The following is a 15038-nucleotide window of genomic DNA, read 5'->3' on the forward strand; positions in this document are numbered from 1 at the left end:
GAAACGGGTGTCGAATACATGCCCCTTTATGCGGTTTTAAAGGGGCATCCTGCCTGTTGTCATACAAGTAAAAGCCTCGCCGATGCACAAATCCAACCCTGCCAGTGATAGGATCGACACGCCTGTCTTCAAGGAACCCTGGCACATGCAACAAGACATTGAAGCGCCCCTGCGCAAGCGCGCCCACAACCTGGCCCATGACTTGGTGGCGAAGTTGAGCCAGAGCATTTTGCTTGGGCAGTTGAAGCCGGGGCAGAAGTTGCCGTCCGAGGGCGCCATCGTGCAAGAGCATGGCGTCAGCCGCACGGTGGTGCGCGAGGCGATTTCCAAGTTGCAGGCCTCGGGGCTGGTGGAGACACGCCACGGCATAGGCACTTTCGTGCTGGAACAAACGGGAGAGCAAGGGCTGAGGCTCAACGTCGATACCGCGGCGGGCGTTCGGGGAATCCTGGAATTGCGCTTGGGGCTTGAGACCCAGGCCGCGGCTTTGGCTGCCCAGCGTCGCAGCGAACGGCAGTTGCAGCAGATGCGCGAGGCCTTGGATGACTATCAGCGGTTGCTCAGCAGCAATGACAGCTGCGTCGAGGCTGACCGGCGTTTCCACCTGTTGATCGCCGAAGCCACGGACAACACCTGTTTTGTCGAAATCATGCAGCACTTGGGTAGTGCGATGATTCCCCGTACGCGGGTGAACATGGCCGAACGTGGCCAGGCGGACCTGGGCAGGCTTGCGCAATTTGCCAATCTGGAGCACGAAGCGATTTACAACGCCATCAAGCGCCAGGACCCCGACGCCGCCCGCGCGGCCATGTGGCTGCACCTGACCAACAGTCGTGACCGGTTGGGTGCGGGGGGCTGACGGATCATCGTCACCTGACCCACCGCCATCGCGAGCAAGCTCGCTCCCACAGAGGATTTGGGGTGAACAGTGCGTCTGCGGATACCAAAGCACCCTTGTGGGAACGAGCTTGCTCGCGATGGGGCCAGATTGGACAACCCAAACTCAAGGCATAAAAAAACCGGCGCAACCAAGGTCGCGCCGGTGGTGGTGCCGGTGACTGCGCGAATGTCGTGGGTCCGCGCGGCCACCGTTGTGCCTGTTGTCGGTTACGCCCGTTCCAGCGCGAGGGCAACGCCTTGGCCGCCGCCGATGCAGAGTGTCGCGAGGCCTTTCTTGGCGTCGCGCTTGATCATTTCATGCAGCAGCGTCACCAGCACTCGGCAGCCCGAAGCCCCGATTGGATGGCCCAATGCGATGGCGCCGCCGTTGACGTTGACCTTGTCCATGTCCCATTCCAGTTCCTTTGCGACGGCCAAGGACTGGGCGGCGAAGGCTTCGTTGGCCTCGATCAGGTCCAGTTGGTCAAGCGACCAGCCGGCCTTGTCCAGGCAACGGCGAGTGGCCGAGACCGGGCCAATGCCCATGATCGCCGGGTCGACGCCGGCGTTGGCGTAGGCACTGATCTTTGCCAGCACCGGCAAACCTAGCGCCTTGGCTTTTTCTGCGCTCATCAGGATCACGGCGGCGGCGCCATCGTTCAGCGATGAGGCATTGCCCGCCGTGACGCTGCCGTCTTTCTTGAACGCCGGCTTGAGCTTGCCCAGGGATTCGGCGGTGGTGCCGGCGCGCGGTTGTTCGTCGACGGCAAAGGCCACCGGATCGCCCTTGCGCTGGGGAATCAGAATCGGCGTGATCTCATCGGCGAAGCGGCCGCCTTCGATGGCGGCGACGGCTTTCTGCTGGGACGCGGCGGCGAACGCATCTTGCGCCTCGCGGCTGATGCTGTACTTGTCCACCAGGTTCTCGGCGGTGATGCCCATGTGGTAATCGTTGAACGCGTCCCACAAACCGTCGGTGATCATGCTGTCGATCATTTTCGCGTGGCCCATGCGCAAGCCGGTGCGGGCGGCTGGCAGCACATAGGGGGCCAGGCTCATGTTTTCCATGCCGCCAGCGATGATCACGTCGGCATCGCCACAACGAATCGCCTGGGCGCCTAGGTGCAGCGCTTTGAGGCCTGAGCCGCAAACCTTGTTCAAGGTCAGTGCCGGCACCGCGTGGGGCAGGCCGGCGAGGATCGACGCCTGGCGCGCCGGGTTCTGCCCGGAGCCTGCGGTCAGCACTTGGCCGAGGATCACTTCATCGATCTGTTCGCCAGCCAGACCGGTCTGTTCCAGCAGCCGACGAATCACTGCGGCACCGAGCTCCGGCGCGGGAATGGACGCGAGCGAACCCTGGAAACTGCCGATGGCGGTACGGGTAGCGGCGACAATCACGACTTCTTGCATCGAATCTCTCCTCACTGGGCAGCGAACTGCATTTCAGGGACGTGGTCCGGCACGATCAGTTTGCCGGCGGTCTTGGCGACGATTTCCTCGACGCTGACGCCCGGGGCGCGTTCCTTGAGAATAAAGGCGCCGTCCTGGATTTCCAGGTAGGCCAGGTCGGTGAGCACGCGCTTGATGCAACCGGCGCCGGTCAGCGGCAGGCTGCAGCGAGGCAGCAATTTCGACTCACCGTCCTTGGACGCGTGGGTCATGGTGACGATGATGTTCTCGGCGCCGGCCACCAGGTCCATTGCGCCGCCCATGCCCTTGACCAGCTTGCCGGGGATCATCCATGAGGCGATATTGCCTTCGACGTCCACCTCGAACGCGCCGAGCACGGTCAGGTCGATGTGGCCGCCGCGAATCATCGCGAACGATTCGGCGGACGAAAAGATCGACGCGCCGATGCGCGCGGTGACGGTTTGTTTGCCGGCGTTGATCATGTCAGCGTCGACTTCTGCTTCGGTGGGAAACGCGCCCATGCCGAGCAGGCCATTTTCCGATTGCAACATGACTTCCATGCCTTCGGGGATGTAGTTGGCGACCAGGGTCGGGATGCCGATACCGAGGTTTACGTAATAGCCGTCTTGCATTTCGCGGGCGACGCGCTGAGCCATTTGTTCGCGGGAAAGTGCCATGGTGTCATTCCTCCATTCGGGCCGGGGGCAGGGGATCACTTACGCACGGTGCGCTGTTCGATGCGCTTTTCAAACGTGCCGCAGATGACCCGGTCGACGTAGATGCCGGGGGTATGGATCTGTGCCGGGTCCAGCTCGCCGGGCTCGACGATTTCTTCGACTTCCACCACGGTGATCTTGCCCGCCGTGGCGGCCAGGGGATTGAAGTTCTGAGCGGTGTGGCGATAGATCACATTGCCGAAATGGTCGGCTTTCCAACCTTTGACGATGGCGAAGTCGCCGGTGATGGATTCTTCCATCAGGTACTGGCGACCGTGGAACTCGCGTACTTCCTTACCTTCGGCCACGGGGGTGCCGACGCCGGTAGCGGTGAAGAACGCCGGGATGCCTGCGCCGCCCGCGCGCATTTTTTCGGCGAGGGTGCCTTGGGGGGTGAGCACGACTTCGATTTCGCCGCTCAGCAATTGCTGTTCGAACAGGGCGTTTTCGCCCACGTAGGAAGCCACCACCTTGCGAATCTGCCGGTCCACCAGCAGGACGCCGAGGCCGAAACCGTCAACGCCGCAGTTGTTGGAAACCACGGTAAGGTCGCGGGTGCCCTTGCGCTTGATCTCGGCGATCAGGTTCTCTGGAATGCCGCATAGACCGAAGCCGCCGGCGATGACGGTCATGCCGTCCTTCAAGCCGTCCAGCGCCTCTTCGTAAGAGCTCACGCGTTTGTCGAAACCTGCCATAGACACCTCTTTTATTCTTGAATGGGGTCGCAATGGAATGCAGTGTTGCGCCAAGTCATATATTTGTTAAGTTGATTTTTACGTTGCATTGATTGATAAAACTCAATAATAGCTGGCATAAGCTTGCAGCTCGAAACTGACCACTCGCCGCTGGGAGCGTTAGCGACTATGACCCTCAAGCAAATCCGCGCTTTCCTTGCCGTCGCCCAAAGCCTGAGCTTCGCCGTGGCTTGCGAGCGGTTGCACCTCTCTCAATCGGCCCTGAGCCTGACGATCAAGGCGCTGGAAGAGGGCCTCGGTGGCCGTCTGTTCAGTCGCAATACGCGTAACGTCGCGTTGACCCCCGAAGGCGAATCACTGCTGCCACTGGCCCGCCGGCTGGTGGCCGATTGGGATAACGCCGAAGACGAAATGCGCCAGCGTTTCACCTTGCAGCGTGGCCGTGTGACCTTGGCCGCGATGCCATCCTTCGCCGGCAACCTGCTGCCGCCGATCCTCAAGACCTTCCGCGCGCGGTTCCCAAATGTCAACGTCACGGTCAACGACGTGATCAATGAACAGGTGCTGGAAATGGTCCGCGATCGCCACGTGGAGCTGGGGGTGGCGTTCGAGCCGATGCAGGGTTCGTCGCTGGTGTTCACGCCGTTGTACCTGGACCGTTTCGTCGCGGTGGTGCCGCTGGATTCGCCATTGGCCCAGCGCGACGAACTCCAGTGGGAGACTTTATTGGAGCAGCCGTTCATCACCTTGCAACGGCCCTCTACCGTGCGGGTGATGCTGGAGGAGCATCTGCAATCCCGAGGCATGAAACTGCCCGTGGAATTCGAGAGCCACCAACTGGCGACGGTCGGGCGGATGGTTGCCAGCGGCCTGGGCGTGAGCGCCGTGCCGGCCCTGTGCGTCGGCCAGATGCACGAGCTGGGCGCCCGCTGCATCACCCTTGGCGAGCCGGTCATAGAACGAGCCATCGGCGTCCTGACCAAGCCGGGCTACGAGCTGTCGGCGGCGGCCCAGGCATTGTTCGATACGTTCAAGGATCAGGACCTGTGGGAGCGAGCTTCAGGTCAGCAGCGGCAATAGCTGCTCACACGGCATTTCAACCTTCAAATCCAGCAACTCATCGGCCCGGGTCTTGCCCCGGTTGATCGCCAGCAGCGGCTTACCCTGGTCCTTGATTGCCCGGCACAGGCGAAACGCCGAATAGGCCATCAATGACGACCCCACCACCAACAATCCATCCGCTTGTTCAACGGCTTCCATGGCGCGAGCGGCGGTGGGCGCGGCGACGTTTTCACCGAAAAAAACCACATCCGGTTTCAGGCGTTCACCCGCGCAATGGGGGCAACGCGGAACCTGGAAGCGTGCCTCGAACGCCGGGTCCAGCAGCGTGTCGCCATCGGGCGCCTGCACTGCGTCGACACCGATCAGGTAGGGGTTCTCGGTTTCCATCAAAGCCTGGATGTGCTGCCGCTCGCTGCGCTGGCCGCAATCGAGGCACAGCACTCGATGCAAGCTGCCGTGCAGCTCGATGACCTGGCGGCTTCCGGCCCGGTCGTGCAGGGCGTCGACATTCTGTGTGATCAGCGCGCTGATGCGCTCCGCCGCCTGCAACGCTGCAAGGGCCTCGTGGGCCAGGTTCGGGCGCGCTTGGCGCAGGCGTGGCCAGCCCAGCATGGCCCGCGCCCAGTAGCGTCTTCGCGCCTCGGGTTTGGCGAGAAACTCCTGGTACATCATCGGTTGCCGGCCCCGACGAACGCCGTCGCTGTCACGGTAGTCGGGGATGCCGGAAGGGGTGCTGATTCCCGCGCCCGTCAGCACCAGGAAACGGCGCCCGGACAGGTATTCCTGCAGTTGTTCGATGGGTTCACGGTGAAGATCGTCGGGCATTGCTGTGCTCCGCTGGCCTTGAATCGTAGAGGTTAGCATCGGGTCCGCGGTACGCCTTTCGTCGCCCTCCGATGCTGTTTCTTCAAACTTTCCCGGCGCGGCGGACATCCACCCTATGTGCGGTATTTCAGAGCTTTCGCACTGCAGTGCGCCAATGACACTGAATAAGGAGAACGCAATGGCAACCCCTAAAGAGAACCTGCTGGATTGGCTCAACGATGCTCACGCCATGGAACAGCAAGCGGAGAAAATGCTCAAGGCCCAGGCCGAGCGCCTGGAACATTATCCGGTGCTCAAGGCCCGAATCGAACAGCACATCGAAGAGACGCTCGGGCAGCAGAAGTTGGTCGAAGGGTGCATCCAGCGCCTGGGCGGCAGCCCCTCGATGCTCAAGGACATGGCCGGCAAGCTGATGGCGTTCGGTCAGGCCATGGGCGGCATGGCGATGAGTGACGAAGTGGTCAAGGGTGCCATGAGTGGCTACGTTTTCGAAAACCTCGAGATTGCTTCCTACACGGTGCTGATCGAAGCGGCGAAAGTGGCCGGCGACGTGGAAACCCAAAGGGCTTGCGAGCAGATCCTGCCCCAGGAAATCGCGATGGCCGATTGGCTGCGCGACCATTTGCCGGAAATCACCCAGGCATTCCTGGAGCGTTCGGCCAACCCGCATACCGAAGCCAAGCGCTGAGGTTGGAGCTTGCATGAAAGGCGCGGCCGGTTGCTCCGGCCACGTCCCAACCTGCCGTCAAAACGATAGAGGACAGGTATGAAGCAGACCACCGGAGAGGTAAGAGCCATCAATCGACAAAGCGCCAGGGTCGGCGTCTACGTGGCGCAAGAGGATGGCCACACGGTGCTCGAACTGGGCCCCGCCAACGACGTTGACATCGGCGACATCATTGAATGGGACAGCGGCACGGCCGTGGGCACCCAGACTTATCGCAACCTGACCAAAGGTTGGGTTGATGAAGTGTATGTCGCCAAGCATGGCGTTGCGGCAGCGAACCTTGAGGTGCAGTTGCTGGTGGGATCCTGATAGCGCGAATGCAGGAGTAGGAGCATGAGTGAATTGAAATGTGGCTGCCCCGGCTGTCACTGCGACGTCGATCCCGAGCGGGTGTTCAATCACGACGGCGAGGCTTATTGCAGCCAGGCCTGCGCGGAACAACACCCCAACGGCGAGCCGTGCCCGGCGCAGGATTGCCATTGCGAACGCAGTGGCAAAGTTGGCGAACGGGACATTACCAACGATCAACTGGATGAAGCGCTGGAAGAGACGTTCCCGGCCAGCGACCCGATCTCGCCCTGAATAACGCTTTATCCGGGTATCGGCGACAGGGTACCCGGACACCGCAAGCCGGTCAGTGCGGTGGTGCAAGACAACACCGGCAGCCCGCGAGTTTTGGCTTCCTGGAACGGCGCGAGGCCAGGGTGACGAGACCGGTGCAATGGGGTGCCGGCGCCACTCGGCCCTTGGCGGACAGCGTGGAAAGACACGCACTGTATTTAGATGTTCAGAGTAAAGCCATTGTGAGAGCGAACCTGTTCGCGAAGCAGTTCAAAGTTCGATATTCATATCGACTGAGACATCGCATTTGCGAGCAGGTGGCTCCCATAAAGTTGAGCATCTTGATGACGTTAATTGATCGCCGCTTGGGTGATAGCGAATTTCAATTCATTCCAAGCGCAGCGGTATATAAATTAAGCATTGACCGTTCGTCGCCGTTTGAAGCACTTTCTTCAAACCTTGGATGCGGCATGTTTTCCGAATAAGTACGAGCCAACGGGGTTCGCAAATAGCAACTAACGAGGTGAATGAAATGGCAAATACAGGTAATAACAACCCTGGCAATTTCGCTAACGATCGTGAAAAGGCATCGGAAGCCGGCAAAAAAGGCGGCCAAGCATCGGGTGGCAACTTCGCCAACGATCCGGAACGCGCAGCCGAGGCCGGTCGTAAGGGTGGCCACATGTCGGGTGGCAATTTTGCCAACGATCCGGAACGTGCCGCAGAGGCGGGCCGCAAAGGTGGACAAGCCTCGGGTGGCAATTTTGCCAATGACCCTGAACGGGCATCGGAAGCCGGCAAGAAAGGTGGCCAGGCGTCTGGAGGCAACTTTGCAAATGATCGGGAAAAAGCCTCCGAAGCTGGCAAGAAAGGCGGTGAAAACAGCCACGGTGGCGGTCGTAAATCGTAATGCCCCGGGGTCTACGGGCCTCATGTCGCTGGCATGAGGCCTGTACCAGCCGCTTATTAAAGTGTGTTTACAGTCGGGCATGTCATGCCCGGCTTCGCTTAATTATTCATTATTCAAGGCGGGTTGGTTTTTGTATAACCACAGTGACCGTTCGTCTTATGTCGTGAATAAAAAATAAATTTTATCTGTTTAACTTCTTCTGACTTTCATGGGCCTGTCGTCGGCAGGGTTTCCCATGAACTGTGTCCTGACCGAGGAGTTCAATCATGTTCATTCATAACAAACGATTGCAATATACCGTGCGCGTCGCCGAGCCCAATCCAGGACTCGCAAACCTGTTGCTCGAACAGTTTGGTGGCGCCCAAGGCGAACTGGCAGCAGCGTCCCGTTATTTCACCCAGGCCCTGTCCGAAGATGATCCAGGCCGCAAGGACCTGCTGATGGACATCGCCACCGAGGAGCTCAGCCACCTGGAGGTGATCGGCTCGATCATCGTGATGTTGAACAAGGGCGCCAAGGGCAAGATGGCCGAAGGTGTCGAACAAGAGGGCCAGCTGTATCGCGAGATCAACGGCGCCGGCAACGATTCCCACATCACCAGCGTGCTGTATGGCGCAGGCTCGCCGCTGACCAACTCGGCCGGTGTGCCTTGGACCGCGGCCTACATCGACACCATCGGTGAGCCCACGGCGGACATGCGTTCGAACATCGCCGCCGAAGCCCGGGCGAAAATCGTTTATGAGCGGCTGATGAATGTCACTGATGACCCGGGTGTAAAAGAAGCCCTGGGCTTCCTGATGACCCGTGAAATCGCCCACCAGCTGTCCTTCGAAAAAGCCCTCCATTCCATCCAGCCCAACTTCCCACAAGGGAAATTGCCTGGCATGCCGGAGTTCACCAATGTGTACTTCAATATGTCCCAGGGCGAACCCTCGGTGCGCGGTCCTTGGAATCAGGGCGACGATTGGGAATTCGTCGAGAACCCAACGCCAGCGGTCGATGGCGGAGATGGCATGGCCACTGTGCAGTTGAGTGAGAAAGACGAAGCTCTGCTGATGGACATGAAGGCGCGGACGATGTCCAACCCTGAAAGCGATCCTACGACAGGCGCCGACTTGGGTTCGGGGATGCAAGGTGACAAACTGTAATAAACCGGCGAGGGGGCTTGGGCCCTCTCGCCTGAACATATCGCCCGCCCGTCCCGCCATCATGGGGGACGGGCGGGCTTCGCGCGGCTAATCGACAAGGACATTAGATGGACCAGCCCACCTCCCGGATTCGATCGCCCTGGCGTACCTGGCTTGATCCTGTGCAAAACAATCTGCTGCTGGGGGTGACCTTCTGGCTTGGATTGGCGCTGGTCGCGGTGCTGTTGCTGTATAGCGGCTATAACGCGCTGGTGGGCGCCGACCGCCAGAACCTGGGCTATGCAGCGCTGGGCGGAACCTCCGGCTTCGCCGCCACCGCCCTGGGGGCGCTGATGGCGGTGGTGCTGCGCGATATTTCATCGCGCACCCAGGACATCATGTTGGGTTTCGCGGCCGGCATGATGCTCGCGGCGAGCTCCTTTTCGTTGATCCTGCCCGGCATTGAAGCGGCGCAAATCATATGTGGCAACCAACTGCTTGCCGCCCTTGTGGTCGTGATCGGCCTTGGGCTGGGGGTTTTGCTGATGGTCGGCCTTGACCGTTTCGTCCCCCATGAGCATGAGCTGAGTGGCCGGCGTGGCCCCGAGGCCAAGCGCATCAACCGGGTCTGGTTGTTTGTCCTGGCGATCACCTTGCACAACTTGCCTGAGGGCATGGCCATAGGGGTGAGCTTCGCCAACGGCGACCTCAAGGTCGGCTTGCCCTTGACCACCGCCATTGCGATCCAGGACATTCCCGAAGGCCTCGCCATCGCCATGGCGCTGCGGGTGACCGGGATCAGCACGTTGCGCGCCGCACTGATTGCGGTCGGCTCAGGGTTGATGGAGCCGCTGGGCGCGGTGGTCGGCCTGGGCATGTCTTCTGGCGTGGCCGTGGCTTACCCCATAAGCCTGGGGCTAGCGGCGGGTGCGATGATCTTTGTGGTGTCCCATGAAGTGATTCCCGAAACCCACCGCAACGGCCACGAAACGCCAGCGACCCTCGGGCTGATGATGGGGTTCGCGGTCATGATGTTTCTGGATACCGCGCTGGGTTGAGGCTGGATAGGAGCGTCGGTTGGTCTGTTGGACCAGGGTTGGATCGGGCATTGGTGTACGCACCAATGCCTTTTTTTTTAACGAAACCCAACCCAACGGCGTCGGCGACCACACGGCGTGCAACCCTCAAACTCGTTGGAACTCGGCTCCCATGCGTCCCGTCACTTGTTCTGAGAGGCACTGATCCAGGCATCTGCCCAGGCAGTGCCTGATGTTGAGTTTTTCATCACGGAGGCGATGGACAGACATGACTATCCCGGACAACAACCCCGAGCGACAAAGCGGCACCGCAAGCCATGGGCGAGCTGAAGAGCCCCTGAACCACATTAAGGATGACGTGAACGAAGCCATCGGCAGCGCCCGAGAGCAGGCCGATGCGCATTTTGGCCAGTACCGCGATACCGCGGCGGACCAGATCGATGCATTGGCGCGTAGCGCCAAGTCGGCCATGTCGGAACTCGAAGCCAACGACACGCTGGGCTTGTCGCATTACCTGGCGGACATGGCCGATAACATGAGCGGCCTGGCCAGCAAACTGCGCAACAAGAGCGCCGAGCAGTTGCTGCACGATGGCTCGCGGCTGGCGCGAGAGAACCCCGGCCTGTTCCTCGCCGGCAGTATTGCCGTGGGTTTCGGACTGTCGCGGTTCCTCAAGGCCGGCACGTCGCCGGTCGCCACCGAAGTCGACAACCCTGCCGCCGAACAGACGGAGCCACCGACCGGAGGGTGCGGCACTCAGCCTTTCGACCCGATACCTGATCCTATCGGTCCGGGTGCCGCGACAAGCAGCAGCGGCCTTGCCACCGGCGTTACCCCGACTTCACCCAGCGTGCAGGACCATCCCAGTGATTCAGCCACCGGCTCGCTGCCGGGCTCGGCCAATACCAGAGGAGAATTGTGATGAATCGACCAGACCCGGATATCCAGCGTCCCGCAGGGGCCCCGGCGCCCGAAAGCGATGCCTCGGTCATGGGCCTGCTCCGGCAGTTGACCCACGAGGTGCCCTCACTGTTCACCAAGGAACTGGCCCTGGCCAAGGCGGAATTCCAGGCCAGCCTCAACACCTTGAAAGCCGGTATCGCCGGTGTGGCGGGCGGCGCAATGGTGCTGATGGCCGGCTTCATCATCTTGCTGATGGCCGTGGTGTATGGCCTGAGCACGATGATGGCGCCCTGGTTGGCCGCGCTGATCGTTGGCGTCGTGGTGATGATCATCGGTTTCGTCATGGTGCAGTCCGGCAAGAAGCAATTCGAACCGTCCCATTTCAAGCCTGACCGAACGCTCGACGCCTTGAACAAAGACCAGGAAGCCCTGCGGAGGAAAGCCTCATGAAGGATGAATTCAAAACAGAATCGGAAAAGAGCCCGGAGGCCATCGAGCGCGAGATCGACGAGCAGCGTGCCCATATCAGCCATATCGTCGATGCCCTGGGCAGCAAATTCACCCCGGGCCAGATGCTCGACCAGGCCTTGGGCCTGGTGAAGGGCAACGGCGCGGAGTTCTTCGGCAACCTGGGCACCACAGTACGCAACAACCCCGTGCCGACGGTACTGACCACGGTCGGATTGTGCTGGCTGATGCTCGGCCAGAACCACCCGCCTCGGGTTGGCTATCGCGTCGGACCCGACCAGGACACCGGCGGCTGGACCGAGGGGCTCGCCAGTGGCGTGGGCAGTGCCCGGAACCATCTGCACGACACCACCGACTCCTTGCGTGAGGGTTTCCACCATCTCAAGGACAAGGCCTCGCATCTGGCCGAAGGTTTGGGCTCCGGTGCCCGTCAAGCCCGGCGCAGCGCCCATGAAACGGGTGAGCGCATGACCCAGGGCTCCCACGACCTGGGCGATCAGTTCAGCCGCTTGCTCAAGGAGCAGCCGTTGATGATGGCGGCGGCGGGTATAGCCTTGGGCGCGATGTTGGGAGCGGCCTTGCCCAGTACCACCACCGAGCAGCGAGTGATGGGCAAGACCAGTGCCGACCTGGCCGACAAAGCCAAGCAAAAGGCGCGCGAGGGGTATGAAACGGTGCGTGACACGGTAAGCAAGACCACCGAGCATCGTGATGAACCCGGCGTCGAGCCGGCCAACGGACGTGTGCATTCAGGCGCGGACCTGTCCGGTGGACTGGGGACTTCATAGGCGAACACAGGTGCGGCGCGGGTTGAGCCGCGCCGCACCTGTCAACATTGACAGTAGCTTCGGTCGTCGTTCGGTTATTTCATGGGAAATACACCGTCTTCAAGGAAGCAGCACATGAAACATCAGGTCCCGTTCACCGGCCATCTGGTCTTCATCGGCTTCGGCTCCATCGCCCGGGCCACCTTGCCCTTGCTGCTGGGGCAGGAGCACATCGAGGTCCGGCAGATCACTGTTATCGCACCGGTCATCGAGCAGAACATCTGGTTCAAGGAGCGGGGCATCCATTTCGTCCGCGAAGCACTGACCGAGCCGGATTTCGCGCAAATCCTGGATCGCTTCGTCGAGCCGGGTGACTTCATCGTCAACCTGTCGGTGGAAGTCAGCTCCCTGGCAGTCATTGCGTATGCCTTCGACAAAGGCGCTTTTTACCTGGACACCTGCGTCGAGCCATGGGCGGGGGGCTACACCGATCCGCAGTTGGACCACGCGTTGCGCACCAATTACGCGTTGCGCTATCAAGCCCTGAATTTGCGCAAAAAACTGGGCAGGGGCCCGACGGCGATCATTGCCCACGGGGCCAACCCTGGCTTGATTACCCACCTGCTCAAGGCCGGCCTGATGGAATTGGCCATGCAGCTGAACCATCCGCTGCCCGAGGATCGCCAGGGCGTCGACTGGGCCCGGTTATGCATGGAAATGGGCATCAAGGTCATTCATTTCGCCGAACGCGATACGCAACGGTCCCAGCGTCTCAAGGAAGACGATGAGTTCGTCAACACCTGGTCGGTCCACGGCTTTATCAGTGAGGGCACCCAGCCAGCGGAGCTGGGTTGGGGCAGCCATGAGCGTGTCTGGCCGCCATCCGCGCGGCGGCACCGTTTCGGCAGTCGGAACGCGATCTATCTGGAGCGACCGAGCGCCAGCGTGCTGGTAAAGACCTGGACGCCCCTGGGCGGCCCATGCCTGGGGATGCTGATCACCCACCATGAGACCGCTTCGACAGCCGACCTGCTGACCTTGAAGGATCAGCGCAAGTTGCTTTATCGACCCACCCTTCATTACGCCTACCATCCTTGCAACGATGCCTTGCTGTCGGTCCACGAACTGATCGGCCGAGGCTGGCAGGCACAAACCCGGCAGCGCATCCTCAACGGTGAAATCGACAGCGGCGGCATAGACGCCTTGGGCGTTTTGTTCATGGGACATGAGCTTAACGCCTACTGGTTCGGCTCGCTGTTGAGTATCGACGAAGCCCGCGCGCTGGTGCCGTTCAACAACGCCACCAGCCTGCAAGTAGCGGCGGGTGTGCTGTCGGGGGTTGTCTGGGCGGTCGAGCATCCGGACCGAGGCATCGTCGAGCCCGAACAGATGGATCACGAGCGCGTGCTGGAAATCGCCAGGCCTTACCTAGGCACACTGGCCGGGCAGCGCACTGACTGGACACCGAGTGGCGCCAGCCCCAATCCATCAACGGACGACCCGGCGCAGGACTGGCAGTTCGCGCATTTCACTCGGTTCTAACTGCTGCGACCCTCTCCACAGAAACCGACCCGATTCCAACGCCTATACTCAAATCCCTGGAACCCTTGGTGCCCGGGTGGCGCAATGGTGCTGCGTTCGCTGATGCTGGTCGTGATGCTCGTTCTGGCGGGGTGCGCCACGTCTCAGCGCGGCCAGCCGGTGGCCACGGTCGCGATTGCCCAGGACACGTGGCGACAGGTTGACCGACAAATCATCGTCGCGTCGAAAAGAGCCCTTGAACAGGCTCAGCTGTATGCGCGTGGCTCAATGGAGCATTGGCGGGTGCTGGTCTACGAGCGCACGGAGGCCGAGTTCATCCCCTGGTTCAGCAGTTACTGGACCCAGGAATGGCTGGCCCTGAAAGTCAGCTGGTATTCGGCCAGCGCCGAGGGCGAGGCGGATTCGGCGGCCAAGCGGCTGTCGGTGTACTTGCAGGCACAATATCGCGAGCAGGTGTTGGAACCCGTGGCGGTGGAAATCGATCCCGAGGCAATCAGGGCCAACGCGACGGGTTATTACTTGCGCCTGCTCAATCAGCAGATCCAGGCGATCGCCCAGCGACATCGCATCCCACCCGAAGTGATGAACCGGCGTCTGCACAGCATCACGGCCATCAACCTGGGCCCGCCAGCGGCACGCAATGCGTCGTTGTACGAAATGGTCCACACCGAACCGCTCAATACACTGCCGGCCTACGCGGCGTTGATCGATCATGTCGACAAGGCGGCAGACACCGGTTCAGGTCCGTCGGACGCGGTGATCGCCACGGTGGCGCAACGCACCAGCGAAAAGATCGAGGCCCAATTCGCCACCCGAGGGGCGGCCGGTGCGGCGGCGGCTGTGGCCGGAAAGGCGGCCGGGGCGCTGATTTCAGTGGGCGTGGCGGGCATCCGGGCGATGATCCACGAGGGCGAACGGGAAGAAATGGAAGGGCAAATCCGCAAGAGCCTGAGCGCCGCGTTCGACGAAGCCTGGTTCAAATCTCTCAAGCATCCCCTCAGCGGGGTGATGGCTGCGGTGTATTACCTGGCCGGGGAAATCGATGGCAACCTGGTGGAAGCGGACCTTGCCGATCGGCCGGTGGAACTGCGCGCCATTGCTCCATGACCGGTGTCTGTTCCCTAGTCAGACCCCAGCGTGACGCGACAGCCCTTGCGATGGCGGATCTGTTCGTCCGTGGGACGCTCCTTGATAAATTCGAAGCGCGGCTCGCCTTCGCTGTAGATCACCAGCCAGCCCCATTCCAGTTCGTTTTCATCCTGCCCAGGCTGGGGCGGCGCGGCCCACCAGGGTTCTTTTTGCATGATCTGGCGCATCGTTTACCTCCTGCCGGTTGATCCTTGACTATAGACCGTTGGATCTTGCGACTAGCGCCCCCGCAACTTTTAGAAAGTCATGGCCGGACGCTG

General features: G+C 61.1%; 18 protein-coding genes. 13 read left to right on the forward strand and 5 right to left on the reverse strand.

From position 1 onward, the window contains the following. Positions 1 to 145: 145 nt before the first annotated feature. Positions 146 to 859: a FadR/GntR family transcriptional regulator gene (locus J3P81_RS09820; RefSeq protein ID WP_420764540.1), complete on the forward strand. Its 714-nt coding sequence runs from the start codon at positions 146 to 148 to the stop codon at positions 857 to 859. Between the two features lie 248 nt (positions 860 to 1107). Here J3P81_RS09820 and J3P81_RS09825 read toward each other — a convergent pair whose 3' ends face one another. From J3P81_RS09825 to J3P81_RS09835, 3 genes are read right to left on the reverse strand one after another with little or no spacing between them, the layout of a single operon-like run. Further along, on the reverse strand, positions 1108 to 2289 hold the full coding sequence (locus tag J3P81_RS09825; RefSeq protein WP_434563462.1) for an acetyl-CoA C-acetyltransferase: 1182 nt from the start codon (positions 2287 to 2289) through the stop codon (positions 1108 to 1110). Positions 2290 to 2300: 11 nt separating this feature from the next. Further along, the gene (locus tag J3P81_RS09830; RefSeq protein ID WP_003180355.1) at positions 2301 to 2966 is read right to left on the reverse strand and encodes a CoA transferase subunit B; all 666 of its coding nucleotides are present in this window, start codon (positions 2964 to 2966) and stop codon (positions 2301 to 2303) included. 35 nt (positions 2967 to 3001) lie between these two features. Further along, positions 3002 to 3700 carry a CoA transferase subunit A gene (locus tag J3P81_RS09835; RefSeq protein ID WP_420764538.1) on the reverse strand — a complete coding sequence of 233 codons (699 nt, stop codon included), beginning with the start codon at positions 3698 to 3700 and terminating at the stop codon, positions 3002 to 3004. A 168-nt stretch (positions 3701 to 3868) separates the two neighbouring features. Here J3P81_RS09835 and J3P81_RS09840 point away from each other — a divergent pair, with 168 nt between their 5' ends. Further along, positions 3869 to 4780 carry a LysR family transcriptional regulator gene (locus J3P81_RS09840; protein ID WP_420764537.1) on the forward strand — a complete coding sequence of 304 codons (912 nt, stop codon included), beginning with the start codon at positions 3869 to 3871 and terminating at the stop codon, positions 4778 to 4780. On the opposite strand, the gene J3P81_RS09845 is transcribed toward J3P81_RS09840, so the two are convergent. Beyond that, positions 4760 to 5587 (reverse strand): NAD-dependent protein deacetylase, encoded by an 828-nt coding sequence (locus tag J3P81_RS09845; RefSeq protein ID WP_434563464.1) that lies wholly within the window; start codon positions 5585 to 5587, stop codon positions 4760 to 4762. The genes J3P81_RS09840 and J3P81_RS09845 overlap by 21 nt on opposite strands. 178 nt (positions 5588 to 5765) lie before the next feature. Here J3P81_RS09845 and J3P81_RS09850 point away from each other — a divergent pair, with 178 nt between their 5' ends. The 11 genes from J3P81_RS09850 to J3P81_RS09900 all read left to right on the forward strand — a co-directional run bounded on the left by J3P81_RS09850 (position 5766) and on the right by J3P81_RS09900 (position 14736). Continuing rightward, positions 5766 to 6275 (forward strand): ferritin-like domain-containing protein, encoded by a 510-nt coding sequence (locus J3P81_RS09850; RefSeq protein WP_434563466.1) that lies wholly within the window; start codon positions 5766 to 5768, stop codon positions 6273 to 6275. Positions 6276 to 6353: 78 nt separating this feature from the next. Continuing rightward, the gene (locus J3P81_RS09855; RefSeq protein WP_420764534.1) at positions 6354 to 6623 is read left to right on the forward strand and encodes a hypothetical protein; all 270 of its coding nucleotides are present in this window, start codon (positions 6354 to 6356) and stop codon (positions 6621 to 6623) included. 24 nt (positions 6624 to 6647) lie between these two features. Next, the gene (locus J3P81_RS09860; RefSeq protein ID WP_420764533.1) at positions 6648 to 6896 is read left to right on the forward strand and encodes a metallothionein; all 249 of its coding nucleotides are present in this window, start codon (positions 6648 to 6650) and stop codon (positions 6894 to 6896) included. A gap of 511 nt (positions 6897 to 7407) precedes the next feature. Next, entirely contained in the window at positions 7408 to 7785 is a 378-nt protein-coding gene (locus J3P81_RS09865) for a general stress protein (protein ID WP_434564093.1), read from the forward strand. 266 nt (positions 7786 to 8051) lie between these two features. Continuing rightward, positions 8052 to 8933, forward strand: coding sequence for a manganese catalase family protein (locus J3P81_RS09870; RefSeq protein ID WP_420764532.1), 882 nt, complete (start codon positions 8052 to 8054; stop codon positions 8931 to 8933). 107 nt (positions 8934 to 9040) lie between these two features. Then, positions 9041 to 9970 (forward strand): ZIP family metal transporter, encoded by a 930-nt coding sequence (locus J3P81_RS09875; protein WP_434563468.1) that lies wholly within the window; start codon positions 9041 to 9043, stop codon positions 9968 to 9970. A gap of 247 nt (positions 9971 to 10217) precedes the next feature. Continuing rightward, on the forward strand, positions 10218 to 10871 hold the full coding sequence (locus J3P81_RS09880) for a hypothetical protein (protein WP_434563470.1): 654 nt from the start codon (positions 10218 to 10220) through the stop codon (positions 10869 to 10871). Continuing rightward, positions 10871 to 11302: a phage holin family protein gene (locus J3P81_RS09885; RefSeq protein WP_420764529.1), complete on the forward strand. Its 432-nt coding sequence runs from the start codon at positions 10871 to 10873 to the stop codon at positions 11300 to 11302. The genes J3P81_RS09880 and J3P81_RS09885 overlap by 1 nt, the downstream gene beginning before the upstream one ends. After that, positions 11299 to 12108, forward strand: a complete 810-nt coding sequence (locus J3P81_RS09890) for a DUF3618 domain-containing protein (RefSeq protein WP_420764528.1) — start codon at positions 11299 to 11301, stop codon at positions 12106 to 12108. The genes J3P81_RS09885 and J3P81_RS09890 overlap by 4 nt, the downstream gene beginning before the upstream one ends. A gap of 114 nt (positions 12109 to 12222) precedes the next feature. Beyond that, entirely contained in the window at positions 12223 to 13629 is a 1407-nt protein-coding gene (locus tag J3P81_RS09895) for a saccharopine dehydrogenase C-terminal domain-containing protein (protein WP_434563472.1), read from the forward strand. 87 nt (positions 13630 to 13716) lie between these two features. Continuing rightward, the gene (locus tag J3P81_RS09900) at positions 13717 to 14736 is read left to right on the forward strand and encodes a hypothetical protein (protein WP_434564094.1); all 1020 of its coding nucleotides are present in this window, start codon (positions 13717 to 13719) and stop codon (positions 14734 to 14736) included. A 14-nt stretch (positions 14737 to 14750) separates the two neighbouring features. Here J3P81_RS09900 and J3P81_RS09905 read toward each other — a convergent pair whose 3' ends face one another. After that, complete coding sequence (locus J3P81_RS09905) at positions 14751 to 14945, reverse strand: hypothetical protein (protein WP_420764526.1); 195 nt, start codon at positions 14943 to 14945, stop codon at positions 14751 to 14753. Between the last annotated feature and the right edge of the window lie 93 nt (positions 14946 to 15038).

The organism is Pseudomonas sp. R1-6, assembly GCF_051132115.1.
In the GTDB taxonomy this organism is placed as follows: Bacteria; Pseudomonadota; Gammaproteobacteria; order Pseudomonadales; family Pseudomonadaceae; genus Aquipseudomonas.

Bases quoted from the DNA above. Each gene is read 5' to 3' on its own strand.
- J3P81_RS09820 (WP_420764540.1), top strand. From the start codon at position 146: ATGCAACAAGACATTGAAGCGCCCCTGCGCAAGCGCGCCCACAACCTG.
- J3P81_RS09825 (WP_434563462.1), bottom strand. From the start codon at position 2,289: ATGCAAGAAGTCGTGATTGTCGCCGCTACCCGTACCGCCATCGGCAGT.
- J3P81_RS09830 (WP_003180355.1), bottom strand. From the start codon at position 2,966: ATGGCACTTTCCCGCGAACAAATGGCTCAGCGCGTCGCCCGCGAAATG.
- J3P81_RS09835 (WP_420764538.1), bottom strand. From the start codon at position 3,700: ATGGCAGGTTTCGACAAACGCGTGAGCTCTTACGAAGAGGCGCTGGAC.
- J3P81_RS09840 (WP_420764537.1), top strand. From the start codon at position 3,869: ATGACCCTCAAGCAAATCCGCGCTTTCCTTGCCGTCGCCCAAAGCCTG.
- J3P81_RS09845 (WP_434563464.1), bottom strand. From the start codon at position 5,587: ATGCCCGACGATCTTCACCGTGAACCCATCGAACAACTGCAGGAATAC.
- J3P81_RS09850 (WP_434563466.1), top strand. From the start codon at position 5,766: ATGGCAACCCCTAAAGAGAACCTGCTGGATTGGCTCAACGATGCTCAC.
- J3P81_RS09855 (WP_420764534.1), top strand. From the start codon at position 6,354: ATGAAGCAGACCACCGGAGAGGTAAGAGCCATCAATCGACAAAGCGCC.
- J3P81_RS09860 (WP_420764533.1), top strand. From the start codon at position 6,648: ATGAGTGAATTGAAATGTGGCTGCCCCGGCTGTCACTGCGACGTCGAT.
- J3P81_RS09865 (WP_434564093.1), top strand. From the start codon at position 7,408: ATGGCAAATACAGGTAATAACAACCCTGGCAATTTCGCTAACGATCGT.
- J3P81_RS09870 (WP_420764532.1), top strand. From the start codon at position 8,052: ATGTTCATTCATAACAAACGATTGCAATATACCGTGCGCGTCGCCGAG.
- J3P81_RS09875 (WP_434563468.1), top strand. From the start codon at position 9,041: ATGGACCAGCCCACCTCCCGGATTCGATCGCCCTGGCGTACCTGGCTT.
- J3P81_RS09880 (WP_434563470.1), top strand. From the start codon at position 10,218: ATGACTATCCCGGACAACAACCCCGAGCGACAAAGCGGCACCGCAAGC.
- J3P81_RS09885 (WP_420764529.1), top strand. From the start codon at position 10,871: ATGAATCGACCAGACCCGGATATCCAGCGTCCCGCAGGGGCCCCGGCG.
- J3P81_RS09890 (WP_420764528.1), top strand. From the start codon at position 11,299: ATGAAGGATGAATTCAAAACAGAATCGGAAAAGAGCCCGGAGGCCATC.
- J3P81_RS09895 (WP_434563472.1), top strand. From the start codon at position 12,223: ATGAAACATCAGGTCCCGTTCACCGGCCATCTGGTCTTCATCGGCTTC.
- J3P81_RS09905 (WP_420764526.1), bottom strand. From the start codon at position 14,945: ATGCGCCAGATCATGCAAAAAGAACCCTGGTGGGCCGCGCCGCCCCAG.